Origin of the sequence: Labrys wisconsinensis (assembly GCF_030814995.1) — a bacterium.
Taxonomy (GTDB): Bacteria; Pseudomonadota; Alphaproteobacteria; order Rhizobiales; family Labraceae; genus Labrys; species Labrys wisconsinensis.
On sequence record NZ_JAUSVX010000006.1, the window covers coordinates 147,981 to 172,055 of the forward strand.

The 24,075-nt window shown below is 72.0% G+C and carries 23 protein-coding genes and 1 pseudogene; 9 read left to right on the forward strand and 15 right to left on the reverse strand.

The window, feature by feature from the left end:
- Window positions 1-267: 267 nt before the first annotated feature.
- On the forward strand, window positions 268-792 hold the full coding sequence (locus QO011_RS17530) for a hypothetical protein (protein ID WP_307274528.1): 525 nt from the start codon (window positions 268-270) through the stop codon (window positions 790-792).
- 96 nt (window positions 793-888) lie between these two features.
- On the opposite strand, the gene smc is transcribed toward QO011_RS17530, so the two are convergent.
- The 5 genes from smc to QO011_RS17555 form a co-directional block, all read right to left on the reverse strand.
- Window positions 889-4,347 carry a chromosome segregation protein SMC gene (gene smc / locus QO011_RS17535; protein WP_307274530.1) on the reverse strand — a complete coding sequence of 1,153 codons (3,459 nt, stop codon included), beginning with the start codon at window positions 4,345-4,347 and terminating at the stop codon, window positions 889-891.
- 31 nt (window positions 4,348-4,378) lie between these two features.
- The gene (locus QO011_RS17540) at window positions 4,379-5,020 is read right to left on the reverse strand and encodes a DsbA family protein (RefSeq protein WP_307274531.1); all 642 of its coding nucleotides are present in this window, start codon (window positions 5,018-5,020) and stop codon (window positions 4,379-4,381) included.
- Window positions 5,021-5,176: 156 nt separating this feature from the next.
- A complete protein-coding gene (locus QO011_RS17545) occupies window positions 5,177-5,416 on the reverse strand; it encodes a type II toxin-antitoxin system VapB family antitoxin (RefSeq protein WP_307274533.1) in 240 nt (79 codons plus the stop codon).
- Complete coding sequence (locus tag QO011_RS17550; RefSeq protein WP_307274535.1) at window positions 5,413-5,643, reverse strand: type II toxin-antitoxin system ParD family antitoxin; 231 nt, start codon at window positions 5,641-5,643, stop codon at window positions 5,413-5,415. Before QO011_RS17550 ends, QO011_RS17545 begins: the two co-directional genes overlap by 4 nt.
- The gene (locus QO011_RS17555) at window positions 5,640-6,146 is read right to left on the reverse strand and encodes a DUF721 domain-containing protein (RefSeq protein ID WP_307274537.1); all 507 of its coding nucleotides are present in this window, start codon (window positions 6,144-6,146) and stop codon (window positions 5,640-5,642) included. Before QO011_RS17555 ends, QO011_RS17550 begins: the two co-directional genes overlap by 4 nt.
- A 27-nt stretch (window positions 6,147-6,173) precedes the next feature.
- Between QO011_RS17555 and mutY the strand changes: the two genes are divergently transcribed.
- Window positions 6,174-7,244, forward strand: coding sequence for an A/G-specific adenine glycosylase (mutY, locus tag QO011_RS17560; RefSeq protein ID WP_307274539.1), 1,071 nt, complete (start codon window positions 6,174-6,176; stop codon window positions 7,242-7,244).
- Between the two features lie 3 nt (window positions 7,245-7,247).
- Here the strand turns inward: mutY and QO011_RS17565 are convergent, their stop codons facing one another.
- Together QO011_RS17565 and rnhB are read right to left on the reverse strand one after the other, a co-directional pair.
- Window positions 7,248-8,384, reverse strand: a complete 1,137-nt coding sequence (locus tag QO011_RS17565) for a site-specific DNA-methyltransferase (RefSeq protein ID WP_307274934.1) — start codon at window positions 8,382-8,384, stop codon at window positions 7,248-7,250.
- A gap of 185 nt (window positions 8,385-8,569) precedes the next feature.
- A complete protein-coding gene (gene rnhB, locus QO011_RS17570) occupies window positions 8,570-9,163 on the reverse strand; it encodes a ribonuclease HII (RefSeq protein ID WP_307274541.1) in 594 nt (197 codons plus the stop codon).
- Window positions 9,164-9,489: 326 nt separating this feature from the next.
- On the opposite strand from rnhB, the gene QO011_RS17575 reads away from it, so the two are divergent.
- A complete protein-coding gene (locus QO011_RS17575) occupies window positions 9,490-10,017 on the forward strand; it encodes a hypothetical protein (protein ID WP_307274543.1) in 528 nt (175 codons plus the stop codon).
- A 46-nt stretch (window positions 10,018-10,063) separates the two neighbouring features.
- Here the strand turns inward: QO011_RS17575 and QO011_RS17580 are convergent, their stop codons facing one another.
- Window positions 10,064-11,194, reverse strand: coding sequence for a PA0069 family radical SAM protein (locus tag QO011_RS17580; RefSeq protein WP_307274545.1), 1,131 nt, complete (start codon window positions 11,192-11,194; stop codon window positions 10,064-10,066).
- A 146-nt stretch (window positions 11,195-11,340) separates the two neighbouring features.
- Between QO011_RS17580 and QO011_RS17585 the strand changes: the two genes are divergently transcribed.
- A complete protein-coding gene (locus tag QO011_RS17585; RefSeq protein WP_307274547.1) occupies window positions 11,341-11,850 on the forward strand; it encodes a glycosyltransferase in 510 nt (169 codons plus the stop codon).
- A 42-nt stretch (window positions 11,851-11,892) separates the two neighbouring features.
- Window positions 11,893-12,768, forward strand: coding sequence for a hypothetical protein (locus QO011_RS17590; RefSeq protein WP_307274549.1), 876 nt, complete (start codon window positions 11,893-11,895; stop codon window positions 12,766-12,768).
- Here QO011_RS17590 and ypfJ read toward each other — a convergent pair.
- The 3 genes from ypfJ to QO011_RS17605 form a co-directional block, all read right to left on the reverse strand.
- On the reverse strand, window positions 12,749-13,651 hold the full coding sequence (gene ypfJ / locus QO011_RS17595) for a KPN_02809 family neutral zinc metallopeptidase (protein ID WP_307274550.1): 903 nt from the start codon (window positions 13,649-13,651) through the stop codon (window positions 12,749-12,751). The genes QO011_RS17590 and ypfJ overlap by 20 nt on opposite strands.
- Before the next feature lie 59 nt (window positions 13,652-13,710).
- Window positions 13,711-14,610 carry a uracil-DNA glycosylase gene (locus tag QO011_RS17600; protein ID WP_307274552.1) on the reverse strand — a complete coding sequence of 300 codons (900 nt, stop codon included), beginning with the start codon at window positions 14,608-14,610 and terminating at the stop codon, window positions 13,711-13,713.
- Window positions 14,611-14,683: 73 nt separating this feature from the next.
- On the reverse strand, window positions 14,684-16,255 hold the full coding sequence (locus QO011_RS17605; protein ID WP_307274554.1) for a caspase family protein: 1,572 nt from the start codon (window positions 16,253-16,255) through the stop codon (window positions 14,684-14,686).
- 269 nt (window positions 16,256-16,524) lie between these two features.
- On the opposite strand from QO011_RS17605, the gene QO011_RS17610 reads away from it, so the two are divergent.
- Both QO011_RS17610 and QO011_RS42655 read left to right on the forward strand, forming a co-directional pair.
- Entirely contained in the window at window positions 16,525-17,943 is a 1,419-nt protein-coding gene (locus tag QO011_RS17610; protein ID WP_307274556.1) for a cell wall hydrolase, read from the forward strand.
- Window positions 17,944-18,012: 69 nt separating this feature from the next.
- A pseudogene (locus QO011_RS42655) lies at window positions 18,013-18,099 on the forward strand (hypothetical protein); the annotation flags it as partial.
- Window positions 18,100-18,160: 61 nt separating this feature from the next.
- On the opposite strand, the gene QO011_RS42660 reads toward QO011_RS42655, so the two are convergent.
- The 4 genes from QO011_RS42660 to QO011_RS17625 form a co-directional block, all read right to left on the reverse strand.
- On the reverse strand, window positions 18,161-18,277 hold the full coding sequence (locus tag QO011_RS42660) for a VapC50 family PIN domain-containing toxin (RefSeq protein ID WP_503129038.1): 117 nt from the start codon (window positions 18,275-18,277) through the stop codon (window positions 18,161-18,163).
- Entirely contained in the window at window positions 18,252-18,743 is a 492-nt protein-coding gene (locus tag QO011_RS17615; protein WP_307274558.1) for a PIN domain-containing protein, read from the reverse strand. Before QO011_RS17615 ends, QO011_RS42660 begins: the two co-directional genes overlap by 26 nt.
- A gap of 3 nt (window positions 18,744-18,746) precedes the next feature.
- Entirely contained in the window at window positions 18,747-19,205 is a 459-nt protein-coding gene (locus tag QO011_RS17620) for a helix-turn-helix domain-containing protein (RefSeq protein ID WP_307274561.1), read from the reverse strand.
- Window positions 19,206-19,604: 399 nt separating this feature from the next.
- Entirely contained in the window at window positions 19,605-20,714 is a 1,110-nt protein-coding gene (locus tag QO011_RS17625; RefSeq protein WP_307274562.1) for a DUF1176 domain-containing protein, read from the reverse strand.
- A 136-nt stretch (window positions 20,715-20,850) separates the two neighbouring features.
- Between QO011_RS17625 and QO011_RS17630 the strand changes: the two genes are divergently transcribed.
- Together QO011_RS17630 and QO011_RS17635 are read left to right on the forward strand one after the other, a co-directional pair.
- Entirely contained in the window at window positions 20,851-23,661 is a 2,811-nt protein-coding gene (locus QO011_RS17630) for a DUF2339 domain-containing protein (RefSeq protein WP_307274564.1), read from the forward strand.
- A gap of 95 nt (window positions 23,662-23,756) precedes the next feature.
- Window positions 23,757-23,957 (forward strand): hypothetical protein, encoded by a 201-nt coding sequence (locus tag QO011_RS17635; protein WP_307274566.1) that lies wholly within the window; start codon window positions 23,757-23,759, stop codon window positions 23,955-23,957.
- Window positions 23,958-24,075 lie beyond the last annotated feature (118 nt).

Genomic DNA, 24,075 nt, shown 5'->3' on the forward strand with positions numbered 1-24,075 from the left:
TTGTCCGCGGGCGAGGAGCGCGGGCTTTTTCGGCCGAGCGGGCCGTGCGGCCGGGAGCTCGCTCGATCCGGCGCCGCGCCCCGGGGAGGAGGCGGATGGGACCGCGGGCGCTCCCGAGGTGTCCTGCGCCGGTCTCGGCGACGACGGGCCGGCGCGGCATTCGACGCCCGCTTGGCTCTGCGACGGGATTGCGGCACGCTTCACGGCAAGGCCCGAGAGCGGGCTGTCGCCTGCGGCTGCAGCATGTTTGAAACGATGGGCTGCGACATGGTCGAGACACTTCTGCCGATTGTCGTGCCGAGAAGCTACTTTCGTCTCGGCAATTGGCCCGGCTTCCATCGCCGCCTCCGTCACCCCGACCTTGCGGTCACCTGGGTGGAGCTGACCGCGCCCGACGCGATGAGCTATGTGAATGTCGAGCGCTATCGACAGATCGAGGCGCGTGGGGTCGACGTGCACGAGGCTGCCATGGCGAACCTTCGCGCCGTGTCCCGGCCGCTCGCCACGCATGGCAAGATCGTCGGCGGCCGTACGGTGTTCCAGGTGATGATGCATGCCGACGGCCTGGGCACATCGCGGCTCCTGCTCTCGCCTGAGCTGAACGAGGCCTTCCCCGAGGGGTATTGGCTCGGCATTCCCGAGCGCGGCTGCGGCATCGTCGTCCCGAAGAGCGTCTCGCCCGATGACTATGACGAAGCCCTGCAATTGACATCCAGATGCTTTCAGGACGGCACCACGCCCTTGCTGCCGGGATTGCTCGAGCCGAACGTGCTCGACGTCATCGAGCCGTAGGCCGCGGACGGGGAGCGGGGGGCTCGGAGGGCTGCGAGGATTTGATGCCGCCCCGGGCCGGTGAGACGAGGCGGGTCCGAAGCGGCGCCAGCCGCGTCAGCTCGCCTCGCGGATGCGCTCGGCTTGCTGCAAGTCCACCGACACGAGCTGGCTGACGCCGCGCTCGGCCATGGTCACGCCGAACAGGCGGTTCATGCGCGCCATGGTGATCGGGTTGTGGGTGATGGTGACGAAGCGCGTCTCGGTCTGCCGGATCATCTCGTCCAGGAGGTCGCAGAAGCGCTCGACATTGGCATCGTCGAGCGGGGCATCGACCTCGTCGAGCACGCAGATCGGCGCCGGGTTGGTCAGGAACACCGCGAAGATCAGGGCCATGGCGGTGAGCGCCTGCTCGCCGCCGGAGAGCAGCGACAGGGTCTGCGGCTTCTTGCCCGGCGGACGCGCCAGCATTTCCAGCCCTGCCTCCAGCGGATCGTCCGATTCGGTGAACTGCAATTCGGCCGTGCCGCCGCCGAACAGCGTGCCGAACAGGCGCTGGAAATGGCCGTTGACCACGTCGAACGCCGCCAGCAGCCGCTCGCGGCCCTCGCGGTTGAGGTTGGCGATGGCCTGGCGCAGCCGCTTGATCGCCTCGACCAGGTCGTCGCGCTCGGCGACGAGCCCGTCGAACTGCGCCTGCACCTCGCGCTGCTCCTCCTCGGCCCTGAGATTCACCGCCCCGAGGCGCTCGCGGTCGTGCCGCGCGAGGTCGAGCGTCTTCTCCACCTGCTCGCGCGGCGGCAGCGGGTCCTGCGGGGTCAGCCCGGCGATCTTCAGCACCGCGGCGGGCGCGACGTCGAGCGCCTCCGCGATGGAGCGGACGATGCCGGCCCGGCGGGCGCGCAGCGCCTCCAGCCGTTCCTCGGCGCGGGCCTGGTCCTCGCGGGCCTTGCCGAGCGCGGCGAGCGCTTCGCGCCCCTGGCGGTCGGCGTCGGCGAGCCGGGTCTCCGCCTCGGCCAGCCGATCGGCCGCGGCCTTGCGTGCCGCCTCGGCCGCCTCCGCCTCGCCGATCAGGGCGCGGCGCCGGGCGCCGAAGGCGGCGGGCGCGTCCTCCAGCTCCTCGCGCTCGGCCCGGAGCTCCTCCTGGCGCGCGATGAGCGTGTCGATCTGGGCCGCGCCGCCGCTCTGGCGCCGGCTCCAGGAGCTACGCTCGGCGGCGATGGCGGCGAGGCGCTTGTCGCGCAGGTCGCGCTCGCGCGCCAGGGACTGCACCGCCGCCCGCGCCTCGCCGGCCTCGGCCCGGCGCTGCGCCACCTCGGCGCGCAGCTCGGCCAGGTGGGCGCCGAGCGTCGTGGCGTCCGGCAAGGCCTCGAGCCGGGCCTCGGCCTCCTCGCGCGCCGCGGCGGCCTCCTCGGCGCCGGCGACGAGGCGCGCCTTCGCCTCGGTGATGGCCGAGAGCCGGGAGGCGACCTGCGCCGCCCGCCGCTCGGCTGCGGCCAACGCCTCGCGGGCCTGATCGGCGGCCCGGCCGGCCATGCGCCAGGCCTCGCGCCTCGCCCGTTCCTGCTCGCCGGCCTGGCGCAGCGCCGCCTGCGCCGCCTCGGCCGCGGCCCGGGCGGGCTCGACGGCCTCGCGCGCCGCCTGCGCCTGCTCCTCCAGGTCGGCCAGGCGGTTCTTCTCCACCAGCCTCCGCGCCGCGGCGGAGGGGGCGTTGGCCGCGGCGACGAAGCCGTCCCAGCGCCAGAAATCGCCCTCGCGGCTGACCAGCCGCTGGCCGGGCCGGAGCAGCGGCGCCAGGCGCGGTCCGTCCGTCCGCGCCACCACGCCGATCTGCGCCAGGCGCCGGTGCAGCGCCGGCGGCGCCTCGACGAAGTCGATCAGCGGCTCGGCGCCCTCCGGCAGCGGCCCGTCCTCGGCGCCGGCCTCGGCACCGGCCCAGCGAGCCGGGGCGCGGGCGTCGGCCGGCGCGTCGAGGTCGTCGCCGAGCGCCGCGCCGAGCGCGGTCTCGTAGCCCCGGGCGACGCGGATGGCGTCGGCCACCGGCGGGTACTGGGTGCCGCCCGGGGCGAGCAGCAGCTTGGAGAGGGTCCCGACCTCGGTCTCCAGCCGGCTCGCCAGCCGCTCGGCCTCCTGCAGCGGCACCCGCGAGGCAGCCTCGGCCTCGCGGGCCCGGGCATGCCCGCCTTCAGCGGCGAGGGTGAGGGCCTCGGCCTCCTCCTGGGCCTCCTGCGTCGCCTCGAGCGCGGCGCCGAGCTCCTCGATCGCGCCCGGCTCGCCGGCCTGGGCGGCCAGCGCCTGGCGCTCGCGTTCGATCTCGGCGATCTGCACCTCGGCGCGGGCCCGGCGCTCCGCCGCCTCGCGCAGCGAGCGCTCGGCCTGGCCGCGCTGGGCCTGCGCCTCGGCGAGGGCGCCCTGCGCCTCGCCCATGGCGCTCTCGCCGGTGGCGAGCGCCGCCTCGCCGGCGACGAGCCGCGCCGCTGCCGCCTCGCTCTGGTCGCCGGCGGCATCGGCCTCGCGGGTGAGCTGGGCTTCCTCCTCGTCGAGCCGCTCCAGCATGACGCCGGCGTCGGCGATCAATGTCTTCTCGCGGCCGATATCGGCCTCGCCCTGGGCGATGCGCCGGTCGAGCTCGGCGAGGCGGTCGGCCGCGCGCCGCTCCTCCTGGTCGAGCGCCTCCCGCGCCAGGTTCAGGCGCTGCAGCGCCGCCGCCGCGGCCACTTCCTTGTCGCGCAGCGGCTGCAGGTCGTGCGCGGCGACCGCCGCCAGGCGCGCCGCCTCGGCCTGGGCCCGCGTCCGCTCGGCCACGGTGCGCACGTCGAGGTCGAGCCGCTTCTCCGCCTCGATGATCTCGCGGCCGGCCTCCTCGAAGGCGATGTGGAACAGCAGCGCCTCGGCCTTGCGGATCTCGGCGGTCAGCACCCGGTAGCGCGCCGCCTGGCGCGACTGGCGCTTCAGCGCCTCGAGCTGCGCCTCGATCTGGGCCAGCACGTCCTCCAGCCGGGCGAGGTTCTGCTCGGCCGCCTGCAGGCGCAGCTCCGCCTCGTGGCGGCGGCTGTGCAGGCCGGAAATGCCGGCGGCCTCCTCCAGGATGCGCCGGCGCGATTGCGGCTTGGCCGCGATCAGCTCGGCGATCTGACCCTGGCGCACCAGCGCCGGCGAGCGCGCGCCGGTCGAGGCGTCGGCGAAGATCAGCTGCACGTCGCGGGCGCGCACCTCGCGCCCGTTGATGCGGTATTGCGAGCCCTTCTCGCGCTCGATGCGCCGGGAGATCTCCAGCACGTCCGCATCGTTGAAGGACGCGGGCGCGGTGCGGTCGCTGTTGTCGACGGTCAGCATCACCTCGGCGCTGTTGCGCCCCGGCCGGCCGCCGGAGCCGGCGAAGATGACGTCGTCCATCTCGGCGGCGCGCAGGTTCTTGTGGCTGCTCTCGCCCATCACCCAGCGCAGCGCCTCGACCAGGTTGGACTTGCCGCAGCCGTTCGGCCCCACCACGCCGGTGAGGCCGGGCTCGATCAGGAAGTCCGACGGCTCGACGAAGGATTTGAAGCCGAGAAGCCGAAGCCTGGTCAGTCGCATCAAGAAAACCCCGCGGCGCGGGGTTCGCGCCTCAAGACTTCAGAAAGGCCGCGACAGCCTTGTCGAACTCGTCGACCGAAAGCTCGCCGCTGTACCGCTTGCCGTTGATGAAGAAGGTCGGCGTGCCGTCGATCTTGAACACGTCCTCGGCCCGCTTCTTCACCGCCATCACGCCATCATAAAGCGTCTGATCCTTCAAGCAGGTGTCGAAGCGTTCCTGTGTAAAACCAGCCTGCTTGGCGATCTGGGTCAGGCCCGGCAGCACCTGCGCCGCGTCGACGAAGGCCCAGTTGGCCTGCTGGGCGAACAGCACGTCGATCATCGCGTAATATTTGTCGTCGCCGGCGCAGCGCGCCAGCATGAAGCCGGCCGTGGCGCGCGGGTCGAGCGGAAACTCGCGCAGGGTCCACAGCACCTTGCCGGTGTCGATGTACTTGTCCTTGATGGTCGGGAACACGTCCTTCTCGAACCGGGCGCAGTGCGGGCAGGTCATCGAGGCATATTCGTAGACCTTGACCGGCGCGTCGGCCTTGCCGAGCGTCATGTCCTTGATCGGCCCGGGCACGGCGAGGTCGGCGGGGCTGGCATCCTGCGCGTCCTGCGCCAGCGCGGGCAGGGCGGCGAGGGCCGGCGAGGCGGCGAGGGCGGCGAGAAGCGCACGGCGCGAAAACATGAACGGACGTCCTTGGTGGGGGCGGTCTCGAACCGCCGGGTGAGCCTTGCGGTAATCGAGCCCGACGATGATGGCAACAGGCGGGCCATAGCACGGAGCGGCGCCGCCCGGCAGGGGCCTGCCGGCGCCCACGCGAAAGTGAACGAGCGGCGCCTTTCAGCCGGGCGCGTCGGAGCGCTCCCGCCGCATCGCGTCGAGGTCGCCCTCCCAGCCGAGGCCGGCCACGGTCGCGATCGCCTGCCGCTGCCGGTGACGGCCGATGAGGCGGCGCCCCGCGTCCTCGATGACAGCCGCCGGCGTGGCCAGGCCGGTCAGCGCCATCGCTTCCCTGAGTAAAGGTTCGTCGATCCCGATGGTGGTGCGCGTTGTCCGCCTCCCGCGTTCCGTCCGGCTCACGGGGCCTCAGCCTGTGCGTCCAGCATCGCTCCAATCTCCTCGTCACTGAAGCGTCCGCCCTCCGCAATGGATGCGTCGATCGTCCGGCGCAGGGCTTCCAGCTTCTCCTCGCGTTCCCGGACCAGGCGCAGAGCTTCGCAGACCACCTCGCTCGCAGAGCGATATCGACCGCTGGCGACGAGCGAGGTGATGAAGTCCTTCCAGTGCTCCTCGAGCGCGATGTTCATGACATCTTTGCCTTCCCGCCCAGCACGCCGCGCCCCAGCCGCTCCAGCGCTGCCCTGAGCCCCTCGTCCTCGACGCCGGCGATGCGCGTGGCCAGCGCCCGCTCGCCGGCGGCGTCGAGCGGCCGCGGGCGTGGCGGCACCCTGGGGCTCGGCGCCTCGACCGGGCCCTGGCGCAGCCTGAGCTTGCCGATGCAGCGCCAGCCGAACACCGCGTTGACCCGCTCGACGAGCTGGGTCGCCGACATCTCCACCTCCAGGGCAAAGGCGCTCTCCACCTTCAGGACCAGCGTCGCCGGCTGGGGCGCCGCCTCCGGCAGGGCGGCCTTGGGGCGCGGCGGCCAGAGCACGCGCACCGGCATGGAATGGGCCGCCAGCCGCTCGCCGGCGATCTCCCGCCAGCGGGTGAGGATGTCGGCGGCGGCGAAGCCCTGCGCCTTCAGTGCGTCGGCGATGGCCGGCCGCACCAGCTCGGCGAGGGGACGCGCCGTGCGGGGCTTGTTCATGCCGGATGTCCTGTGGGATGAGGGTCCATGCTTCATAAGCCAGATGTCCCGGTCATGCGAGTCGCGGCGGACGACCTCCTGGTCTGGTACGACCGGCATCGCCGGCGCCTGCCCTGGCGGGCGGCGCCGGGCGAAACGCCCGATCCCTACCGCGTCTGGCTGTCGGAGATCATGCTGCAGCAGACCACGGTCCGGGCGGTCGGCCCTTATTTCGAGGCGTTCGTCGCGCGCTGGCCGACCGTCGCGGCGCTGGCTGCCGCCGACGGCGAGGACATCCTCAAGGCCTGGGCGGGCCTGGGCTATTATTCCAGGGCCCGCAACCTGATCGCCTGCGCCCGCGCCGTGGCCGGGCGGCCGGGCGGCCGCTTCCCCGACACGGAGGAGGGGCTGCGCGCCCTGCCAGGGGTCGGCGCCTACACGGCGGCGGCCATCGCCGCCATCGCCTTCGGCCGCCGTGCCGCGGTGGTCGACGGCAATATCGAGCGGGTGATCACCCGCCTCCATGCCCTGGAGACGCCGCTGCCCGCGGCCAAGCCGGAGATTCGCCGGCTGGTCGACGCCATCACGCCGGCGGACCGCCCCGGCGACTTCGCCCAGGCGATGATGGATCTCGGCGCCAGCCTGTGCACGCCCAAGCGCCCGGCCTGCGGCCTCTGCCCGTGGATGAAGCCCTGCGCCGCGCGCCTCGCGGGCACGCAGGAGACCTTCCCGCGCAAGATGCCGAAGGCGGTGCGCCCGCTCCGGCGCGGCGCCGCCTTCTGGCTCGTCCGGCCGGACGGCTATGTCCTGGTGCGCAAGCGCCCCGACAAGGGCCTGCTCGGCGGCATGACCGAGATTCCCTCCAGCCCCTGGACCGAGGATTTCGACATGGCGCGGGCCACGGACCATGCGCCGCTGCGGGGGATGCGCTGGCGCAGGCTGCCGGGCGAGGCGCGCCACGGCTTCACCCATTTCGAGCTCGTCGTCACCGTGTTCGCCGCCGACGCGCTGACCACCACCAAGGCGCCGGAGGGCTGCCGCTGGGTGCGCCTCGCCGAGCTCGACGGCGAGGCCCTGCCGACGGCGATGCGCAAGATCGCCGCGGTGGCGCGGGGCTGACGCTCAGCCCTCCGCGTCCGCCAGCTCCTTGCGCAGCACCGCGCGCAGGTCGTCGATCGGCTTCAGCGCGCCGCCGTCGGAGAAGTGCCAGAAGGTCCAGCCGTTGCAGGCGGGCAGGCCCTGCACCAGGGCGCCGATCTTGTGGATCGAGCCGGCGATGTCGCCGAGCATCAGCGAGCCGTCGACCCGCACCACCGCCTTGTGGCGGCCGCGCTGGTCGACGAGCACGGCGCCGGGCGCCAGCAGGCCGCGCTCCACCACGCTGGCGAAGGCGATGCGCGGCTCCGAGCGCTTCTCCGCCGGCATCAGCAGGGCCGCGTCGGCCACCGGCGTCACCGCGGCGAGGCGCGCCCGCGCCGCGGCGATGTAGCCGGGATCGCGCTCGATGCCGACGAAATGGCGGCCGAGCTTCCGGGCGACCGCGCCCGACGTGCCGGTGCCGAAGAAGGGGTCGAGCACCACGTCGCCCGGCCGGCTGGCCGCGAGCAGCACGCGTGCCAGCAGCGCCTCGGGCTTCTGGGTCGGATGGGCCTTGTGGCCGTTCTCGTCCTTCAGCCGCTCGCCGCCGGTGCACAGCGGGATCAGCCAGTCCGAGCGCACCTGCACGTCTTCGTTGCCGGCCTTCAGCGCCTCGTAGTTGAAGGTGTAGCGCGAGGCCTGCTCGCGCGCCGCCCAGATCAACGTCTCATGGGCATTGGTGAAGCGCTTGCCGCGGAAGTTGGGCATCGGGTTGGTCTTGCGCCAGACCACGTCGTTGAGGAGCCAGAAGCCGAGGTCCTGCAGCGTGGCGCCGACGCGGAAGATGTTGTGGTAGGAGCCGATCACCCAGAGCGTGGCGTCGGGCTTCATCACCCGCCGCACCGCCTTCAGCCAGTCGCGGGTGAAGGCGTCGTAGGCGGCGAAGGATTCGAACTTGTCCCAATCGTCGTCGACGGCATCGACCATGGACTGGTCGGGCCGCTGGAGGTCGCCGCCGAGCTGGAGGTTGTAGGGCGGGTCGGCAAAGACGAGGTCGATGCTCTCGGCCGGCAGGCGGTCGAGCGCGGCGATGCAATCGCCTTCGATGATGCTGTCGAGGGGCAGCGGCGCGGTGTCGACCGGCCGCAGGACAGGACGAAGTCTGGTGGTTCCGGAGCTCATCCGGGGCGCGGCCGCAGCCCCGGTACGCGAGTTACTCATGTCTTGACTCGTACGCTACGCCACTCGTTGCGGGATTAACCATGACCGCGGCTTGGTAAAGGCCGGGTTGCCGCCGCTCGGAAAATGGCGTGCCGCTTCGGGACGGCGGGACGAGAAGGGGAACGCGAAAGCTTTCCTTCGCCCGGTCAGCCCGCCCGCATCGTCTTGAGGAGGCCGAAGGAGAAGCGGTGATGCACGCAGGGCCCGTGCGCCGTGATCGCCGCCCGGTGCTCGGCCGTGCCGTAGCCCATGTGGCGCTCGAAGCCGTAGACCGGGAACTCGGCGGCCAGGCGCGTCATCAGCCGGTCGCGCGTCACCTTGGCGACGATCGAGGCGGCCGAGATCGCCGCCACCAGCGCGTCGCCGTCGACGATGGCGCGGCCGGGGCAGGGCAGGCCGGGCGGCACGTCCTTGCCGTCGATCTCGGCGCGGGCCGGGCGGTGGGCGAGGCCCTGCACGGCCCGCCGCATGGCGTCGAGCGTGGCGGCACGGATGTTGATGCGGTCGATCGTCGCCGGCCCGGCCATGGCGATGGAGACGGCCACCGCCTCGCGCATGATCGTCTCGAACAGCGTCTCGCGCACGGCGGCGCTGAGCGCCTTGGAATCGTCGAGCCCGGCGGGAATGCGCTCGGGATCGAGAATCACCGCCGCTGCCGCCACCGGACCGGCCAGCGGGCCGCGTCCGGCTTCGTCGACGCCCGCGACCAGCTCCGCCGGGTTCCACCGCTCGTTGGCCATCTCGCGCCTGCCTCTTCACGCTCCGTCGTGGACTCGCGCCGTAGATGCGCTAGTTTCGTAAAACTGTCTCGGTCTTTCCGGAGGCTGTTCACAAGTTCGGCGGCCGGGACCGGCGAAGCCGCTGGCGTTCCGACCGCCCGCTGCGGCTGGTTTCGAGGCCCGGCATGCGGTGCTCCGCCGGGCGGAGGGCAGGCATGCCGGGACATCGCAGAGAGTCTCGAAGTCCGCCAGGCGAGCCGGACCGGCCGGCTCGCCGCGGCAAGCAGGTCCTTGGCCGGCCCGTGGCGCAGACCGCGGCCGTGCTCCACGGCGAGAGGGAGAAGACGATGGACGCAACCGATGCCGAAGAACCCGCCCGTTCCGCGGCGCCTCCAGCCGTGCCGCAGCCAGCTGCGCCGCCTGCGGGCCAGGCGCTCGAAGGCCTGGCCGTGCTGCGCGACACCATCTTCGACAAGCTGGTGACCGGCGAGAACGACGTGGTCGGCCTGCTCGCCTATTCCCTGTCGATGCAGACCAAGCGCGAATGGCTCGCCGCCTTCCATGGCGAGACCGGCCGCGAGCCGACGGTGGCTGAGATGGCGGCCTACGACATCGGCGAGCGGATCGACCGGCGCCTCGCGACCTATCGCAAGCTCGCCGAGCACGCCCTGTCCGGCAATTCCTTCTGGGCCTCGGCGGCGATGACGCCGGTGAGCGAGTTCTCCGGCCCTCCGGCCCCCGAGACAGCGCCGCCTGCCGCCAAGCCGGTGCCGCCGCGCCGGTTCGGCACGGGCAATGCCCTGGTCCTTGCCTGCGGCGTCTTCGTGCTGCTGGTCGTTGCCGCCTTCGCCGCACGCCATTATATCGGCGTGTAGGCATCGTCCGCATCGGCCTGCGCCGGCGGCACCGGCCGGCGCAGGCTCACAGCAGCGCCAGCTGCTCGCCGATCCGCGCCGGCCGCTGGAACAGGTCGGTCCGCAGCTTCAGCTTGCCGGTGTTGAACCCGAGCCGCGCCGCGGCAAGCTCGAACCGGCGCCCGACCACCCAGGCATAGGGCCCGATGCCGGTCTGGCGCAGGCCGAAGCGCGAATCATAGTCCTTGCCGCCGCGGGTCGAGCGCACCAGCGAGAATACGTGCTCCAGCGCGTCGGGCCGGTGCTCGGCCAGCCATTGGCGGAAGAGGTCGCTGATCTCCAGCGGCAGGCGCAGCAGGACATAGCCGGCCTCGCGGGCCCCGGCCTGGCGCGCCGCCTCCAGGATGCGCTCGATCTCCATGTCGTTGATCGCCGGGATGATCGGCGCCACCAGCACCGTGACCGGGATGCCGGCCTCGGCGAGCTGGCGCACCGCATCGAGCCGCCGGCGCGGCGTGGCGGCACGCGGCTCCATGGCCCGGGCGAGCTTGGGATCGAGCGTCGTCACCGACAGGGCGACTTTCACCAACCCACGCGCGGCCATGCGCGCCAGGATGTCGATGTCGCGCGTCACCAGCGCCGACTTGGTCACCAGGCCGAGCGGGTGGCCGGTGCGCTCCAGCACCTCCAGCACCGAGCGGGTGATCCGCCGCTGCCGCTCGATCGGCTGATAGGGGTCGGTGTTGGTGCCCATGGCGATGGTGCGGGGCTCGTAGCCCTTGGCCGCCAGCTCCCGCTCCAGCAGCGCGGCGGCGTCGGGCTTGGCGAACAGCCTGGTCTCGAAATCGAGCCCGGGTGACAGGCCCATATAGGCATGGGTCGGGCGGGCGAAGCAGTAGATGCAGCCGTGCTCGCAGCCGCGATAGGGATTGATCGAACGGTCGAAGGACAGGTCCGGCGAATCGTTGGTGGTGATGATCTTGCGGGCGCGCTCCTCCGTCACCTCGGTCTTCAGCGGCGGCAGCTCCTCGCTCGAGCCCCAGCCGTCGTCCTCGACGAAGCGCGCCAGGTTCTCGTAGCGGCCGCTCAGATTGGAGACCGCGCCGCGTCCTCGCCGGCGGTCGATGTCGATGATGGTGGAGGCGCCGTCCCGCCGCGGGAAGGCTGCCCTCTCGTCGCGCTGGGCCGCGGCCGCCATGGAAGTCTCCTGGTGATTCGTTGAGGTTCGAATCGATAGGAACATAAAGAGAACAAAAGAACAAGACGGGAACATGTCCGCGCGGTGGTGCTGACAAGCCCGTCGATCGGCGTTATGTGCGGAACAGCCTTCTCATGAGGCGGCAAATGATCAGCGTGGTCATCGCGACCAGGAATGACGAGGAAGCCCTCGCCGTGACGCTGGCGGCGCTCGTGCCGGCGGCGGCGGAGGGGTTCGTGCGCGAGGTCGTCGTCGCCGATGCCGGATCCGCCGACGGCACCCGCCTGATCGCCGACGCCCTCGGCTGCACCGTGGTCGAGGGCGGGCGCGAGCAGGGGCTGCGGGCGGCGCGGGCCGAATGGGTGCTGGTGGTGCGCCCGGGCGTGCGCCTGGAGGCCGACTGGTTCCTGGAGGCGGCGCTGTTCATCGAGCGCGTCCGGCGCGCCGGGCCGGGCCTCAGGGCCGCTTCGTTCCGGCACGCGGTCGACGATTTCGGCTGGCGGGCCCGGCTCAGCGAGCTCGCCGTGGCGATGCTGTCGCGCTTCCGTGCCTCGGGCAATATCCTCGCCCATCGCGACGCGCTGGCCGCCGGCCGCCGGCTGCGCATGTCCTGGTTGCGCTCGCGCGCCTTCGTCGGCGGCTTAACCCGGAGTTAACCACGTCTTCTTACCGTCCGGCGACGGTTGGGAGCATGGCCGGTGACCGATTTCGCCGAAGAGACCGAAAGGGCCGAGGACGCGGCGCTGGCTCGCCTTGTCGGCGACCCTGCGCCGGAGCGCCGCCTGGAGGCCCTGCACATCGCCCTCGGCATCTGGCGCGGCCCGCGCCCGGCCCGCCGCCGGCAGGTGCTGGCGCTGGCGCTCAACCTGGTGCGCCGCCTCGACTATTTCGCCCGGCTGGAGCTCGCCGACCATATCGTCCGCACCGGATCGGCGCCGCGGGCCCTGATCGCGGCGCTCGGCGCCGGCGATCCGGCCATGGCCGGGATGCTGCAGGGCGTCGAGATCCTCGACGGCGAGGCCGCCGGGCCGGCGACGCGCCCGGACGATCGCCCGGTCGAAGCCGCGGCGCCCGCCGCCGAGGCCGCGCCCATGTCGCCGCCCCGCCGCGAGGAGGCGCCCGCGGCCCTCGATCTCGATGCGCTGCTCCGGCACGCCCGCGCCGATGTCGAACGCCGCCGCCGGTCCGCGCCCGTCGAGCCGCCCGCGAGCCCGGCCGGGGAGCCCCGCGTCCGCAGCGTGCCGCATCTGCAGATCCTGCCGCCGGCTCCGTCGCCGCCCTCCGGCCACGACCTGATCGACATCGCCCTCAACGGCGAGCCCGGCGAGCTCGCCGAGCGGTTGGCGCTGCGCAGCGGGCGGTCGGTCTCGGCCGTCGCCGGCTGCCTCGCCACCGCGGATGCCAAGGCGCTCGGCGCCCTGGTGCGGGATGCGGGCTGCGGCCCGGCCCTGCTGGCCGTGCTGGCGGTGGCGCGGATGCGGCGCGAGGACTTCGCCCCCAACGTCGTGGCGGCGATGTGCGCCTGGGAGATGGCCGAGCCTCAGCGGCCCCCGCTCAGAGCTGCGTCGCGCTGAACGTGTCGCAAGCGTTGATCTGGCCGCTCTTCAGCCCGTTGATGAACCAGCGCTGGCGCTGGGCGGCCGAGCCGTGGGTGAAGCTGTCGGGCACGACATAGCCCTGCGCCTTCTTCTGCAGCATGTCGTCGCCGATCGCCTGCGCCGTCTGCAGGGCGCCCTTGACGTCGTTCTCGTCGATGAACTTGTACTGCTGCTGGGTGCGGTTGGCCCAGACGCCGGCGAAGCAGTCGGCCTGCAGCTCGGTGCGCACGGAGAGGGCGTTGCTCTGCGCGTCGTTCATGCGCTGGCGCGCCTGGTTGACCTTGGGCAGGATGCCGAGCAGGTTCTGCACGTGGTGGCCGATCTCGTGGGCGATCACATAGGCCTGGGCGAAGGAGCAGGCGCCCTGGCCCGCCGGGCAGGCGTTGAAGCGATTGCGCATCTCGTCGAAGAACTCGGTGTCGAGATAGACCTTGCGGTCGTTCGGGCAGTAGAACGGCCCCATGGCCGACTGCGCCGAGCCGCAGGCCGAGCTGGTGGAGCCGTCGAACAGCACCAGGGTCGGCCGGCTATAGGCGATGCCGACGTTCTGCTCCTTGAACAGGGCGGTCCAGGTGTCCTCGGTCGAGCCCAGCACCTGGCGGACGAACTGGCCCGAGGCCTGCTCCTCCGGCGTCAGCTGGCGCTGCTGCTGCTGGGGCTGCACGCTGCCGCCCCCGCCGTTGATCGCCTCGTAGCCGCCGATCAGCGTCGCCGGGTTGATGCCGGTGAAGTAGGAGATCAGCAGCACGACGACGAGGCCGCCGAGGCCGATGCCGCCCTTGCCCACCGGCAGCCCGCCGCCGCCGCTGGCGCGCCGGTCCTCGACGTTGTCGGATTGCCGGAAATCGTCGAGACGCATGGCACCCTCCCTCGCTCAACGCCGCGTTGCAGCAGCTCGCCGCCGGCGCATGCATCTATTTAGCTCTCCGCCAGCGCCGTTGCCAACGCCCGGAAGTCCCGCCAGGCCAGGCGCTTCTGCACCGGCTGGCGCAACAGATAGGCCGGGTGCAGCGTCGCCATGGTGCGGATGCTGCGGCTGCCTGCGTCATAGGCCAGCCAGCGCCCGCGCAGCTTGAGGATGCCCTCGGTGACGCCGAGCAGGCCCTGGGCGCTGCGCGCGCCCAGGCACACCAGGATGTCGGGGCTCACCAGCTCGATCTGGCGCTGCAGGAACGGCCGGCAGATCGTCGATTCCTGCGGCGTCGGATCGCGGTTGCCCGGCGGGCGCCAGGGCACGATGTTGGCGATATAGGCCCGGGTGCGGTCGAGCCCGATGGCGGCGAGCATGCGGTCGAGCAGCTGGCCGGAGGGGCCGACGAAGGGCTTGCCCTGCATGTCCTCGTCGCGGCCGGGCGCCTCGCCCACGAACATGATCCGCGCGTCCGGCGCCCCGTCGGCGAAGACCAGGCGCGTCGCCGTCGCCTTGAGGGCGCAGCCCTCGAAGCGCTCCAGCGCGTCCCGGAGCTCGTCCAGGGTCTGCGCAGCCTGGGCCAGGTCGCGCGCCGCCAGCTCCACCGCGTCCGGCGCCGTGGTCAGCAGCGCCGGGGCCGGCGCGGCCGGCCGTGGCCGCGGCCCGGCGGCGGGTGCCGCCATCGGCGCGCGCGGAACCGCCGGCACCGCCTGGAGGGCTGGGGCTGCGGCCGGCGCGGCGGCAGTGCCAGCGGCGAGTGCCACGGCAGTGCCAGCGGCAAGTGCCGCGGCGGTGCTCTCGGCAAAGCGGTCGACCGGCTCGTCCGCCACCGCCACGTCCACGCCCATCTCGGCATACCAGCGCAGCAGCGCCTCGGCCGCGGGAAGGGGGGCGGGAGCATCGGTCATGGCAAGGATGTAATACGCTCTCGTCGCCGATAGAAGGCCGAAAACCGTATGCGCGGCATCGGATGGGCAGGGCTCATTTCGGCACGAAGTAGAACTCGTTCGTCAGCCGGGACAGGCGCTCGGGCTCCTGCTGCTGGTTGGTCTTGGCCTCGACCGCCACGCTGACGCGCTTCATCAGCGTCTCGATTTCGACGCCCGGCGTCGCCACGTTCTCCAGGAAGGCCTCGGTGAAGGGGCTGTTGCGCCCGGTGCCGTCGGCGGCGGTGCTGTCGGGCTGGGTGGCGAACACCACCAGCGTGTTGGGTGCGCCGAGCTCGACGCGGGCGAGGCCGCGGGTGTCGGCGAAGCCGCGCTGCGTGGCCTTCAGCCGGGTCTTGAGGGCATCGGCCATCGGATTGTTGCGGCAGGCGTCGAGGAAGACCAGCGTGGTCTTGGCCCGCGACTGCACCTCGCCGAGCAGGGTCTGCAGCGACAGGTTGGAGGTGCGCACGTCGATGACGCTGTCGACGCTGGCATCGACGGGCATCAGCCAGTTCTCGCCGTCGATCTGCATGGCGTGGCCGGAATAGTAGATCAGGGCCACGTCCGCGCCCTGGGCCTTCGCTGCGAAGAAGGAGACATCCTCCGCGAAGTCCCGCAGCTTCAGGTCGTCGCCGCGGAACACTTCGAAGCCGAGCTGGGCCAGCTTGGTCGAGACATCCGCGGCGTCGTTGACCGGGTTGGCCAGGGCGCCGATGCTGTAGCCGGAATTGCCGATGACCAGCGCGACGCGGCGCTGTACGGCGCCCTGGGCCACCGGCGGGGCCGGCGCGGCGAGGGCCGCTTGCTGCGGCGCGGGAGTTGGCGTGGCGACGGGCTGCTCGAGGGCTGCGGTCTGCACGGGCGCGGAGAGGACCGGCGTCGCGGCCAGCTGCGCGGCGGCGGCCTGCTGCTGGATCTGAGCCTGCAACTGGAGGATGGCCCGTTGCTGAGCCTGAGCCTGAGCCTGAGCTTGGGCCTGGGCCTGGGCTTGAGCCTGAGCTTGGGCTTGGGCCTGTGCTTGCCGCGCGGCGAGCGCCCATTGCCTGGCGACCTCCTGCTGCCTGGCGATCTCCTGCAGGCGAAGGATCTCCTGCTGCCTGGCGATCTCCTGCTGCCTGGCGATCTCCTGCTGCCTGGCGATCTCCTGCTGCCTGGCGATCTCCTGCTGCCTGGCGATCTCCTGCCGCCTGGCGATCTCCTGCTGCCTGGCGATCTCCTGCTGGCGGGCAATCTCTTGCAGCCGTGCGATCTCCCGCAGCCGTGCGATCTCCTGCAGCCGTGCGATTTCCTGCAGCCTGGCGATCTCGCGGCGCCTGGCGGCGGCCCGTTGCTGTTCGGCGAAGGCATTGCCCGGATCGAACAGCGGCGGCCCGTCCGGGCTCCTGCCGAATCGGGGTGATGCATCGAAGCGGGGCGACCGGTCGAAGGATCGCGGGCCATTGAAGGCTGCCCGGTTGAAGCCCCGCCGGAGGTCGAATTGCCCCGACGACTCGAAGCCGCGCGACCGGTCAGCGAAGCCCTGATGCGTGGCCGGACCGGCTGTCTCGGCCTGGGCCAGGCCCGCGAGCAGTGCCGCGCCGGCGAACGCTGCCGCACCGAAGAGACGCTGAAGGGTCCAACGCATGGTGCTGTTCCCGGAGATTGTTCGGGAGACATTGGCGCAGCGGCACCCGCGCTGCCGTGCCGATCGGCACAGGGATCGCTGTGGCGGGCGATGCAAGCGAGCAAGGCCGCCCGGCGATGGCGGCCGGCTGCGTTAACCGCGTCTCAAGGTTAATCGTTGATCAATGGGCGCCTGTCCGCCGGCCCCGGGGGCCGGCACCCCGATGTAGGCGTTGCGTCATGGTTGCGTCGCGTTGGTCCGCCGTTTGTGCGCTTGTCGCTCCGACCCTGATGGTCGGCAGCGTCCTCCTGTGGCAGCGCGCGAACCCGGCGGCTCCGTTCCTTCCCGAGCCGGCCTCCGCGGCCCGGCCCGCCGCCCAGCCGACGCCGCGCCAGGCGCTGCTCTCGGCCGGCACCACCCGCATCATCCGCGCCGGCGTGTTTCAGATGCCGTCGCTGAACCTGGCCGACCTCGCCGTCGGGCCCCTGACCGCGCCGTCGGCGGAGAGCCTGGGCCGCCGCGCCGCCGCCCCGGCCTGCCGCGACGCTGCCGTGCCGCTGGACTTCCGGCCGGATCCGGAAGGCCGCACCTCCTGCCTGGTGCGCCAGGCGGCCCTGGAGATCATGCCCGAGGACGGCTTCGACACGGAGCCGCCGCCCGAGGAGGGCGATATCCCCGGCGATCCCATCCGCGACGGCCTCAAGGCCGGCGCCACGGGCTGGCCGACGGTCGACCGCTCGGCCAAGGGCGACCAGCGCGTGCCCGGCCTGCGCCCCAGCGTCAGCGAGGCGCATGGCCTGGTGCCGATGGATCCGCTGCTGCCGGACGAGGGCGCGCCGCCGCTCGCCCAGATGCCCAGCTTGCTCGACCCGCTCGCCCTCGGCGCGCCGCCGGAGCGCTTCCGCCAGACGCATATCGATGCGGGCCTCGCCGCGATCATCGCCGAGCGCCTGCGCCGGCCCGCATCCGAGTCCGACGAGGGCGAAGGCGCCGTGCCGCTCGACCACAGCCTGGCGCCCACCGGCGGCACCTCGCCGGCCGCCAGCCGGCCCGACCTCGCCCATCTCGACAGCCGCACCACCGGCCCGGACGGCGAGGCGCCGATCCAGCTCACCGCCCTGCCGGCCGATGCCGTCGTCACCATGGCCGCCGTGCGTCCCACGCCCGGGCTCGGCGAGGCCACGCCGGCCATCGGCCCGGACGAGGGTCTCACCACCCAGCCCAAGAGCGGCCAGATCGCCGGCCTGCCCGGCCTCGACGACGGCCAGCCGCGCCCGCTCACCCTGCCGCCGGTCGCCTATACCAGGGCGCAGATCTGCCTCGCCACGGCCGTCTATTTCGAGGCGCGCGGCGAGAGCGAGAAGGGCCAGATCGCCGTGGCCCAGGTGGTGATCAACCGGGTGCGCTCGCCCTACTACCCCAAGAACGTCTGCGACGTGGTCTACCAGGGCGCCAGCGAGCGGCGCTGGGGCGGCTGCCAGTTCTCCTTCGCCTGCGACCGCATCAAGGACCGCATCACCGAGGATGGCCCGTGGAAGGCAGCGCTTTCCATCGCCCAGAAGGTGATGGACGCCGAGCTCTGGCTGCCGGATGTCGGCAACGCCACCCACTACCACGCCACCTATGTCCGGCCCTACTGGGTGCGCGACATGCGCGAGATGGACCGGATCGGCCGGCACATCTTCTACCGGGTGAAGTGGTGGACGTGAGGGCGGGGGTGAGGCGGGACTGTCGCCCGGCTCGCTGTCTCAGGTCCGGGGGCAGTCCACAATCAAGAGGTGCAGTCCAATCCTGTCCGTGTAACCGAGATCGAATACCGCGGCCGGACCCATGAAGGGCATCTGCGGCATCCGTCATTCAAAGGGCTGCGGGAAGAGGCGGACGTGTACGTGACTGAGGGGGGCGGCGCCGCAGTTCTGACGTGGATCACAAGGATTCGACGTGCTGGCGCAGGATGTCCACTGTCTCTGTCAGCCCTTGCGCTTCCATGTCGAGAAGAAGGAGTTGCGCGGTCTTCTCAGGCTTTTTGAAACGTTCCCGCATTTTTCGCAAAGCGGCTACGGCTCTCCCGGGTTCGAGTGTCGGCGATAAAGGTATCTGCCGATCGCGCCTCCAGGTTCAGCGCACCAAGCACTTCCGCCGGAAAGTCCTTCATGTTGTCGGTGACGATGACAGCCGCTTGAGTCTTCAGTGCGGCGGCAACGACATGGGCGTCATTTGGGTCGGGCAGGCCGTCGCAGATGCATATATAGCTGTCGAAGTCGCTCACCATCGCGTCCTCGAATGCCGCCTCCATGGCGGCCGCCGCTCGGCCAGATCGATCGGCAGCGTCTTCAACCCCCTTCTCTGCCAGCATCTTCTGGATTGCCGCCTGGGTTTCATCCAGAACAAGCCTTGACCAACGGAGGCGGAAGAATTCCGCCTCCGCCAATGTCAGTAGAAGATTACGCTTCAATGCTCCCGCCAAAGTGCATGCATCGATAAATGCGGTGAAGCGATTGGCGAACATGGCTTACAGAAATTCTGCATCCATTTCGGCAAGGGTTGCGAGTGCTTCACCGCGCTTCGCGTCGCGCTTCTTCTTATACTCAAACAGATCCATTGCCTTGATGCGGCGATGCCTGCCGGTAGTCGTGAACTGAATATCGCCCCTTTCGAGGATTGAGATCAGAAACGGCCGTGAAACATTGAGAATGTCCGCCGCTTGCTGTGTCGTCAGCATTTTGCTGACCGGTACCAGCGTGACTGCGTCTCCTGATCCGACGTGGCGCAGTAGCTCCATGAGGAGGCTCGAAAGTGCCGGTGTCAGCACAATCTCGGTGTCTTGCTTCGTGTCGTCGGCAACGACACGAAACCTAGCATCGGTCGTGAGGCTGCTCGCGAGGATTTTCCTCATCTGGTTTGCGGCAGCTCTTTCCCGTTCGTTCGGCAGCCGCGCCCCGAGCCCCCCGGCAAAAGCAGGAATTGTCATGGCGAGGTCTCCTTCACGAATGGATCCACAGCGGATATTCGAAATATTCGCAAACCAAGAACGCCCTCTGAGTCCCCCTGGTTCCCAGATTGTCTCTCATCGTCCCACGCTGTCTGACCTGTGCATTGAGCGTCCACCTCTCTCCGGCATCACCCCCAAAGTCCTCATAACCCGATGGCACGGCATCGGCCGCGGCGATATCGCTCCGGCGCCGGCAAGACTGGCATCGGGCATGGACGGGCTCCCATATGGTCCTATTGTGTTCACTGTCGAGCCACGCCGGATCAGCGTCAACGGGAGGGGCATCGGGGTGACGGGCGCCATCGCGGACGGCTGCGCCGGACCGGATATGGATGCGATCCGCGCGTCCAGCGAATGAGCGCTCCCGAAAACGATCCGCTATTTCGTCCTTGCCTGCCAGAGCGTGATCCAGTCGTCGGCGGCGATGCCGCGGCATTCCGGCATGCTGGTGTAGCTGGCCAGCCGGAAGTCCCGGCCGGTCCAGGCCCAGCTCCAGGACGCGCCGCAATCGCCGATGCCGCGGCCCTTGTGGAACGAGGCCATCACGCCGGCCTCGTCGACCTCGCTCGGGTCGGTCGGCGAGGCGAGGCGCGCGGCGATCTTGCCTGTCGCCTCGTCGAGCGTCTCGAACACGAGCCGCCGCGCTGCGGCCGGTGCCGAGGGTACGCCGAGATAGAGCATGGCGCCGGACTGGTAGGCGGCGCGCCAGCAGCCGATCTGGTAGAGCGTCTCCTGGTCCGACAGGCGCTGCGCGCTGGAGACCACGTCCTTCTCCTGGTCGATGTCCTGGCATTCGCCGGCCTTCGTCTCCCGCACGTGCCGGGCGATCAGCGCCTTGGGCGCCGGCGCGTCGGCGGCATCGGCGGCCGCCTTGGGCGGGTGGACCGCGGCGATCAGCGGCGCCGCCGGAGCCGGCGGCACGGCGGCAGCGGGCTTGTCGCCCTTGCGAGCCAGCGCCGTCACCGTGCCGACGCGCCCCTGCACGTCGTCGATGAACAGGAGCGCCGCCGCCATGCCGTCGAGCGACACCGGCAGGCCGTCCGTGGGCAGCGGCGCTCCGGCGCCGAAGCGCAGCGTCCGGCCGTTGCGGATCGCCGCAATCAGATCCGTCGCCGCGGTGCCGGAGAGCGCCACCTCGGCGGCGGCGTCGGGATCGGTCTTCGGCAGGGCCGAGAAGGCCGAGGCCGGGATCTCGACCGGCGCGGCGCCGTCGAGGCTGTAGGCGAGGCCCTTGGCGCCGATCGCGCCGTCCTGGTCCATGAAGCGCAGCGTCGGCGCGGCCTGCGGACCGCCGGGCCGGTCGAGCACGAGATAGAGGATGTCGCCGGAATCCTCGCCCACGGTGCCGAGGGCGCGGCAGGCGAGGGTGTTGTCGCAGCCGGCCAGCCAGGCCTTGAAGCTCTTCAGGGCCGAGGCCGGCGCGGCGCCGGCCGAGGCGAGCAGCAGGGCTGGGAGCAGGAGGAAGCCGAGTGGGCGGACGGCGGTCATCGTGTCACCATGGAAACAGCGGCCGAAGCCGGCGGCTTTCTCGGGCCGGACGATTCAGGCTATATCGCAGGCGACTTCCCCCGGGATAGGGGCATGGCCGCGCCACACCGGGACGGCCGGGCGGGACCGGAGCGCGATGGACGACTTAGCGGGCTGGATCATCCTCGGCGCCATCGTGGTGCTGGGCCTGCCGATCCTGGCGATCTCGGCCTTCATCATGGCGCTCGGCCTGCGCGGGCGCGTGGGCGTCCTGGAACATCGCCTGGCCGAGCTGCAGCACGAGCTTCGGCAGCGCGCCGCCGGAGCGCCCGCGGCGGCTGCCGCACCGCCCGAGGCGCCCGAGATGCCGCTGCCTCGGCAAGCCGAGCCTGAGGTTCCGGCGCCGGAGCCGGAGCCGGAGCCTGCGCCGGCCGAGCCGGCCGTCGCCGAATCTCCGCCCGAGGCGCCGGTCTTCGCCGGCGAGCCCGTGCTGCCGCCCCCGCCGGCGGCCAGGCCACCGGGCCTGCCGCGGCCCAGCCTGGAGGAGCGGCTCGGGGCGCGCTGGGCGGTCTGGGTCGGCGGCCTGGCGCTGGCCTTCGGCGGCATCTTCCTGGTGCAATATTCGATCGAGGCCGGCCTGCTCGGCCCCGAGGCCCGCATCACCCTCGGCCTCTTGTTCTCGCTCGTCCTGATCGCCGTCGGCGAATGGCTGCGGCGCCGGCCCGCGCCCGCCGCCGAGGCCGGCCGCGCGGTCTACATCCCCGGCGTGGTCACCGCGGCCGGCACGGCGGCGCTGTTCGCCACCGTCTATGCCGCCCATGCCCTCTACGGCCTGATCGGCCCCGGCGCCGCCTTCGCAGCGCTCGGCCTGGTGGCGCTGCTCACCATGGCCGCCGCGGCCCTGCACGGGCCCTGGCTCGCCGGGCTCGGCCTGGTCGGCGCCTATGCGACGCCGCTGCTGGTCTCCTCGCGGACGCCCGACCCCTGGGCCCTCGTCATCTATCTCGCCGTGGTCACGGCCGCCGCCTTCGCCCTGGCGCGCCTCCGGCTCTGGCGCTGGCTGGCGGTCACCGCCATCCTTGCCGCGCTCGGCTGGGGCCTCGCCATCCTCGGCGCCACGGCCGACGGCTCGCTCGCCGGCGGCGATGTCACGCCGGCCGCGGCCTACGTCCTGGCGCTGGGAGGGCTGATCGTCGGCCTCCTGGTGGTGCAGCCGCACCGTGGCCACACCGGCTTCTCCGGTTTTGATGGCGTCGCCCTCACCGCCCTTGCCGGACTCGCGGCCCTGGCCCTGGTCCTCGCCCATGCCGGGCATTTCGCCGGGCTCGGCCTCGGCACGGCGCTGGTCGTCGCCGCGGCCCTGCTGGCCTCGGCGCTCGCCTTCGACGGCGTCACGCCCGCCGCCGGCATCGCCGCGCTGCTCGCCGTCGGCCTGGTGCTGACATGGCCGGTGGCCGAGCAGGTCGCGGCGGAGCCTATCACCATCGTGCCGCACCGCCTGGTGTCGCCGCCGCTGATCCCGGACGCGCTCGCCGCCTATCTCGCCACCGCGGCCGTGGCCGGCCTCGCGCTGTTCGCCGCCACCACGGCCGCCCTGTTCCGGCGCGCGGTGCCGCTGCGCCCGGCGATCGCCCTGGCGCTCGCCGGCGTCGCCGGTCCGCTCCTGATCCTCGCCTGCGCCTATGTCCGTGCCACCGGCTTTGCGCAGAGCATCCCCTACGGCCTGGTGGCGCTCGCCGCCGCGGCGGTGCTGGCCGGCACCACCGACCGGCTGATGCGGCCGGCGGCGCCCGGCTCGGACGCCGCCGCCTCGTTGCACGCCGCCGGCGCCACCGCCGCCCTGGCGCTGGCCCTGGCCATGACGCTGGAGGGCTCGCCGCTGACGCTCGCCTTCGCGCTCGCAAGCCTCGGCACCGCCTGGGTCGCGGCACAGCGTCCGCTCGCCGCCCTGCGCTGGAGCGCGGCGGCGCTGGCCGTGCTGGTGCTGGCGCGCATCGGCGGCGCCTGGACCGTGATCGGCGAGGCGATGACCACCTTCCCGGACTGGAGCGACATCGCCCTGCGCTATGCCGTACCGGCCCTCGCCCTCGGCTTCGGCGGCCGGCTGCTGCGCCGCCAGGCCACGGACACGCCGGCCGCCATCCTGGAGGGGGCCGCCATCGTGCTCGGCACCACGGCGGCGGCGCTCGCCATCCGCCTCGTGGTGGTGGGGCCGGAGGCGGCGCTGGCCGCCCCGCTGGGGCTGATGGAAGGCGGCCTCGACACGGCGCTCGCCTTCGGCATGGCGCTCGGCTTCGCCCGCGGCGCGCTCACCACCACGAGCCCGGTCCACCGCTTCGTCGCGCCGCTGGCGGCGCTCGGCGCCGTGGCCCTGGCCGTGGTCGGCCCGGTCCTGGCGCTCAACCCGGCCATACGGGGCGAGGATGTCGTCGGCGGCATCCTCGTCAACACGCTGCTGCTCGGCTACGCCTTCCCGGCGGTGCTGGCCGTGCTCGCCGCGCGGATGTGGCGGCGCATCGCCGGCGGCGAGGGCGCTGCCGCCGACCGGACCCGGCCCCTCGCCCATCCGCTCGCCGTCGTCCTGGGCGCGACCGGCCTCGTCCTCGCCTTCCTCTATGTCACCTTCGAGACCCGGGTGGCGGTCAGCGGCCCCGACATGAGCTTCGCTTCGATCTCCAATGCGGAATCCTACGCCTATTCCGCCGTGTGGCTGGTGTTCGGCATCATGCTGCTGGCGGCCGGCCTCGTCTTCAACTGGCGGGGTGCGCGGCTCGGCTCGGCGCTGGTCATCCTGCTGACGGTGGCCAAGGTCTTCCTGATCGACATGGACGCGCTCGAGGGCGTCTGGCGGGCGCTCTCCTTCATCGGGCTCGGCGCGGTGCTGATCGGCATCGGGCTGGTCTACCAGCGCCTGCTGTTCGGCGCCGGCCGGCGCAGCACCGCGGGCGGAGAGGGCGGCCCGGCGTGAGCCGGGAGGGAACGCATGACGCAAGGCGGGGTTTGAGCGTATAACCGAGGTCGCAGGGCGGGGCCGTGTGCCACGACTGCCAAGGGGAGACCCTCATGAGCAGGCTCTTGTTGCTTGTCGTCGTGGTCTACATCATCGGCATCTGCGTCCAGCTGGCGCCGGTCGTGCGCGCTTCCTGGGACACGGTGCCCGCCTCCCAGCTCACCGCCGACGTGCTCGCCCATCTGCCGGAGGCGTCCTCCTGGCCGGTGCGGGTCTTCGACAACCTGCGCAACAAGACCAACGGCCAGCCCTGACGGCGCGGCGCCTCTTCCCGCGTGGCAGGGCTCGACGGTCGTCGGCACCATGGCCGAGCGAGCGACGGCTCTGTCGTCAAGCGCCGCCGACTGTGCTAACCTAGCGGCACGCGTCTCC

Excerpts from the sequence above, each read along its gene's own strand:
- QO011_RS17555 (WP_307274537.1), bottom strand. The coding sequence starts at position 6,146 with ATGAACAAGCCCCGCACGGCGCGTCCCCTCGCCGAGCTGGTGCGGCCG.
- QO011_RS17635 (WP_307274566.1), top strand. The coding sequence starts at position 23,757 with ATGAGCAGGCTCTTGTTGCTTGTCGTCGTGGTCTACATCATCGGCATC.
- QO011_RS17610 (WP_307274556.1), top strand. The coding sequence starts at position 16,525 with ATGGTCGGCAGCGTCCTCCTGTGGCAGCGCGCGAACCCGGCGGCTCCG.
- QO011_RS17565 (WP_307274934.1), bottom strand. The coding sequence starts at position 8,384 with ATGAGCTCCGGAACCACCAGACTTCGTCCTGTCCTGCGGCCGGTCGAC.
- QO011_RS17530 (WP_307274528.1), top strand. The coding sequence starts at position 268 with ATGGTCGAGACACTTCTGCCGATTGTCGTGCCGAGAAGCTACTTTCGT.
- QO011_RS17615 (WP_307274558.1), bottom strand. The coding sequence starts at position 18,743 with ATGTTCGCCAATCGCTTCACCGCATTTATCGATGCATGCACTTTGGCG.
- QO011_RS17580 (WP_307274545.1), bottom strand. The coding sequence starts at position 11,194 with ATGGCGGCCGCGGCCCAGCGCGACGAGAGGGCAGCCTTCCCGCGGCGG.
- QO011_RS17575 (WP_307274543.1), top strand. The coding sequence starts at position 9,490 with ATGGACGCAACCGATGCCGAAGAACCCGCCCGTTCCGCGGCGCCTCCA.
- QO011_RS17600 (WP_307274552.1), bottom strand. The coding sequence starts at position 14,610 with ATGACCGATGCTCCCGCCCCCCTTCCCGCGGCCGAGGCGCTGCTGCGC.
- QO011_RS17630 (WP_307274564.1), top strand. The coding sequence starts at position 20,851 with ATGGACGACTTAGCGGGCTGGATCATCCTCGGCGCCATCGTGGTGCTG.
- QO011_RS42660 (WP_503129038.1), bottom strand. The coding sequence starts at position 18,277 with ATGCGGGAACGTTTCAAAAAGCCTGAGAAGACCGCGCAACTCCTTCTT.
- rnhB (WP_307274541.1), bottom strand. The coding sequence starts at position 9,163 with ATGGCCAACGAGCGGTGGAACCCGGCGGAGCTGGTCGCGGGCGTCGAC.
- QO011_RS17605 (WP_307274554.1), bottom strand. The coding sequence starts at position 16,255 with ATGCGTTGGACCCTTCAGCGTCTCTTCGGTGCGGCAGCGTTCGCCGGC.
- smc (WP_307274530.1), bottom strand. The coding sequence starts at position 4,347 with ATGCGACTGACCAGGCTTCGGCTTCTCGGCTTCAAATCCTTCGTCGAG.
- ypfJ (WP_307274550.1), bottom strand. The coding sequence starts at position 13,651 with ATGCGTCTCGACGATTTCCGGCAATCCGACAACGTCGAGGACCGGCGC.
- QO011_RS17540 (WP_307274531.1), bottom strand. The coding sequence starts at position 5,020 with ATGTTTTCGCGCCGTGCGCTTCTCGCCGCCCTCGCCGCCTCGCCGGCC.
- QO011_RS17625 (WP_307274562.1), bottom strand. The coding sequence starts at position 20,714 with ATGACCGCCGTCCGCCCACTCGGCTTCCTCCTGCTCCCAGCCCTGCTG.
- mutY (WP_307274539.1), top strand. The coding sequence starts at position 6,174 with ATGCTTCATAAGCCAGATGTCCCGGTCATGCGAGTCGCGGCGGACGAC.
- QO011_RS17620 (WP_307274561.1), bottom strand. The coding sequence starts at position 19,205 with ATGACAATTCCTGCTTTTGCCGGGGGGCTCGGGGCGCGGCTGCCGAAC.
- QO011_RS17585 (WP_307274547.1), top strand. The coding sequence starts at position 11,341 with ATGATCAGCGTGGTCATCGCGACCAGGAATGACGAGGAAGCCCTCGCC.
- QO011_RS17550 (WP_307274535.1), bottom strand. The coding sequence starts at position 5,643 with ATGAACATCGCGCTCGAGGAGCACTGGAAGGACTTCATCACCTCGCTC.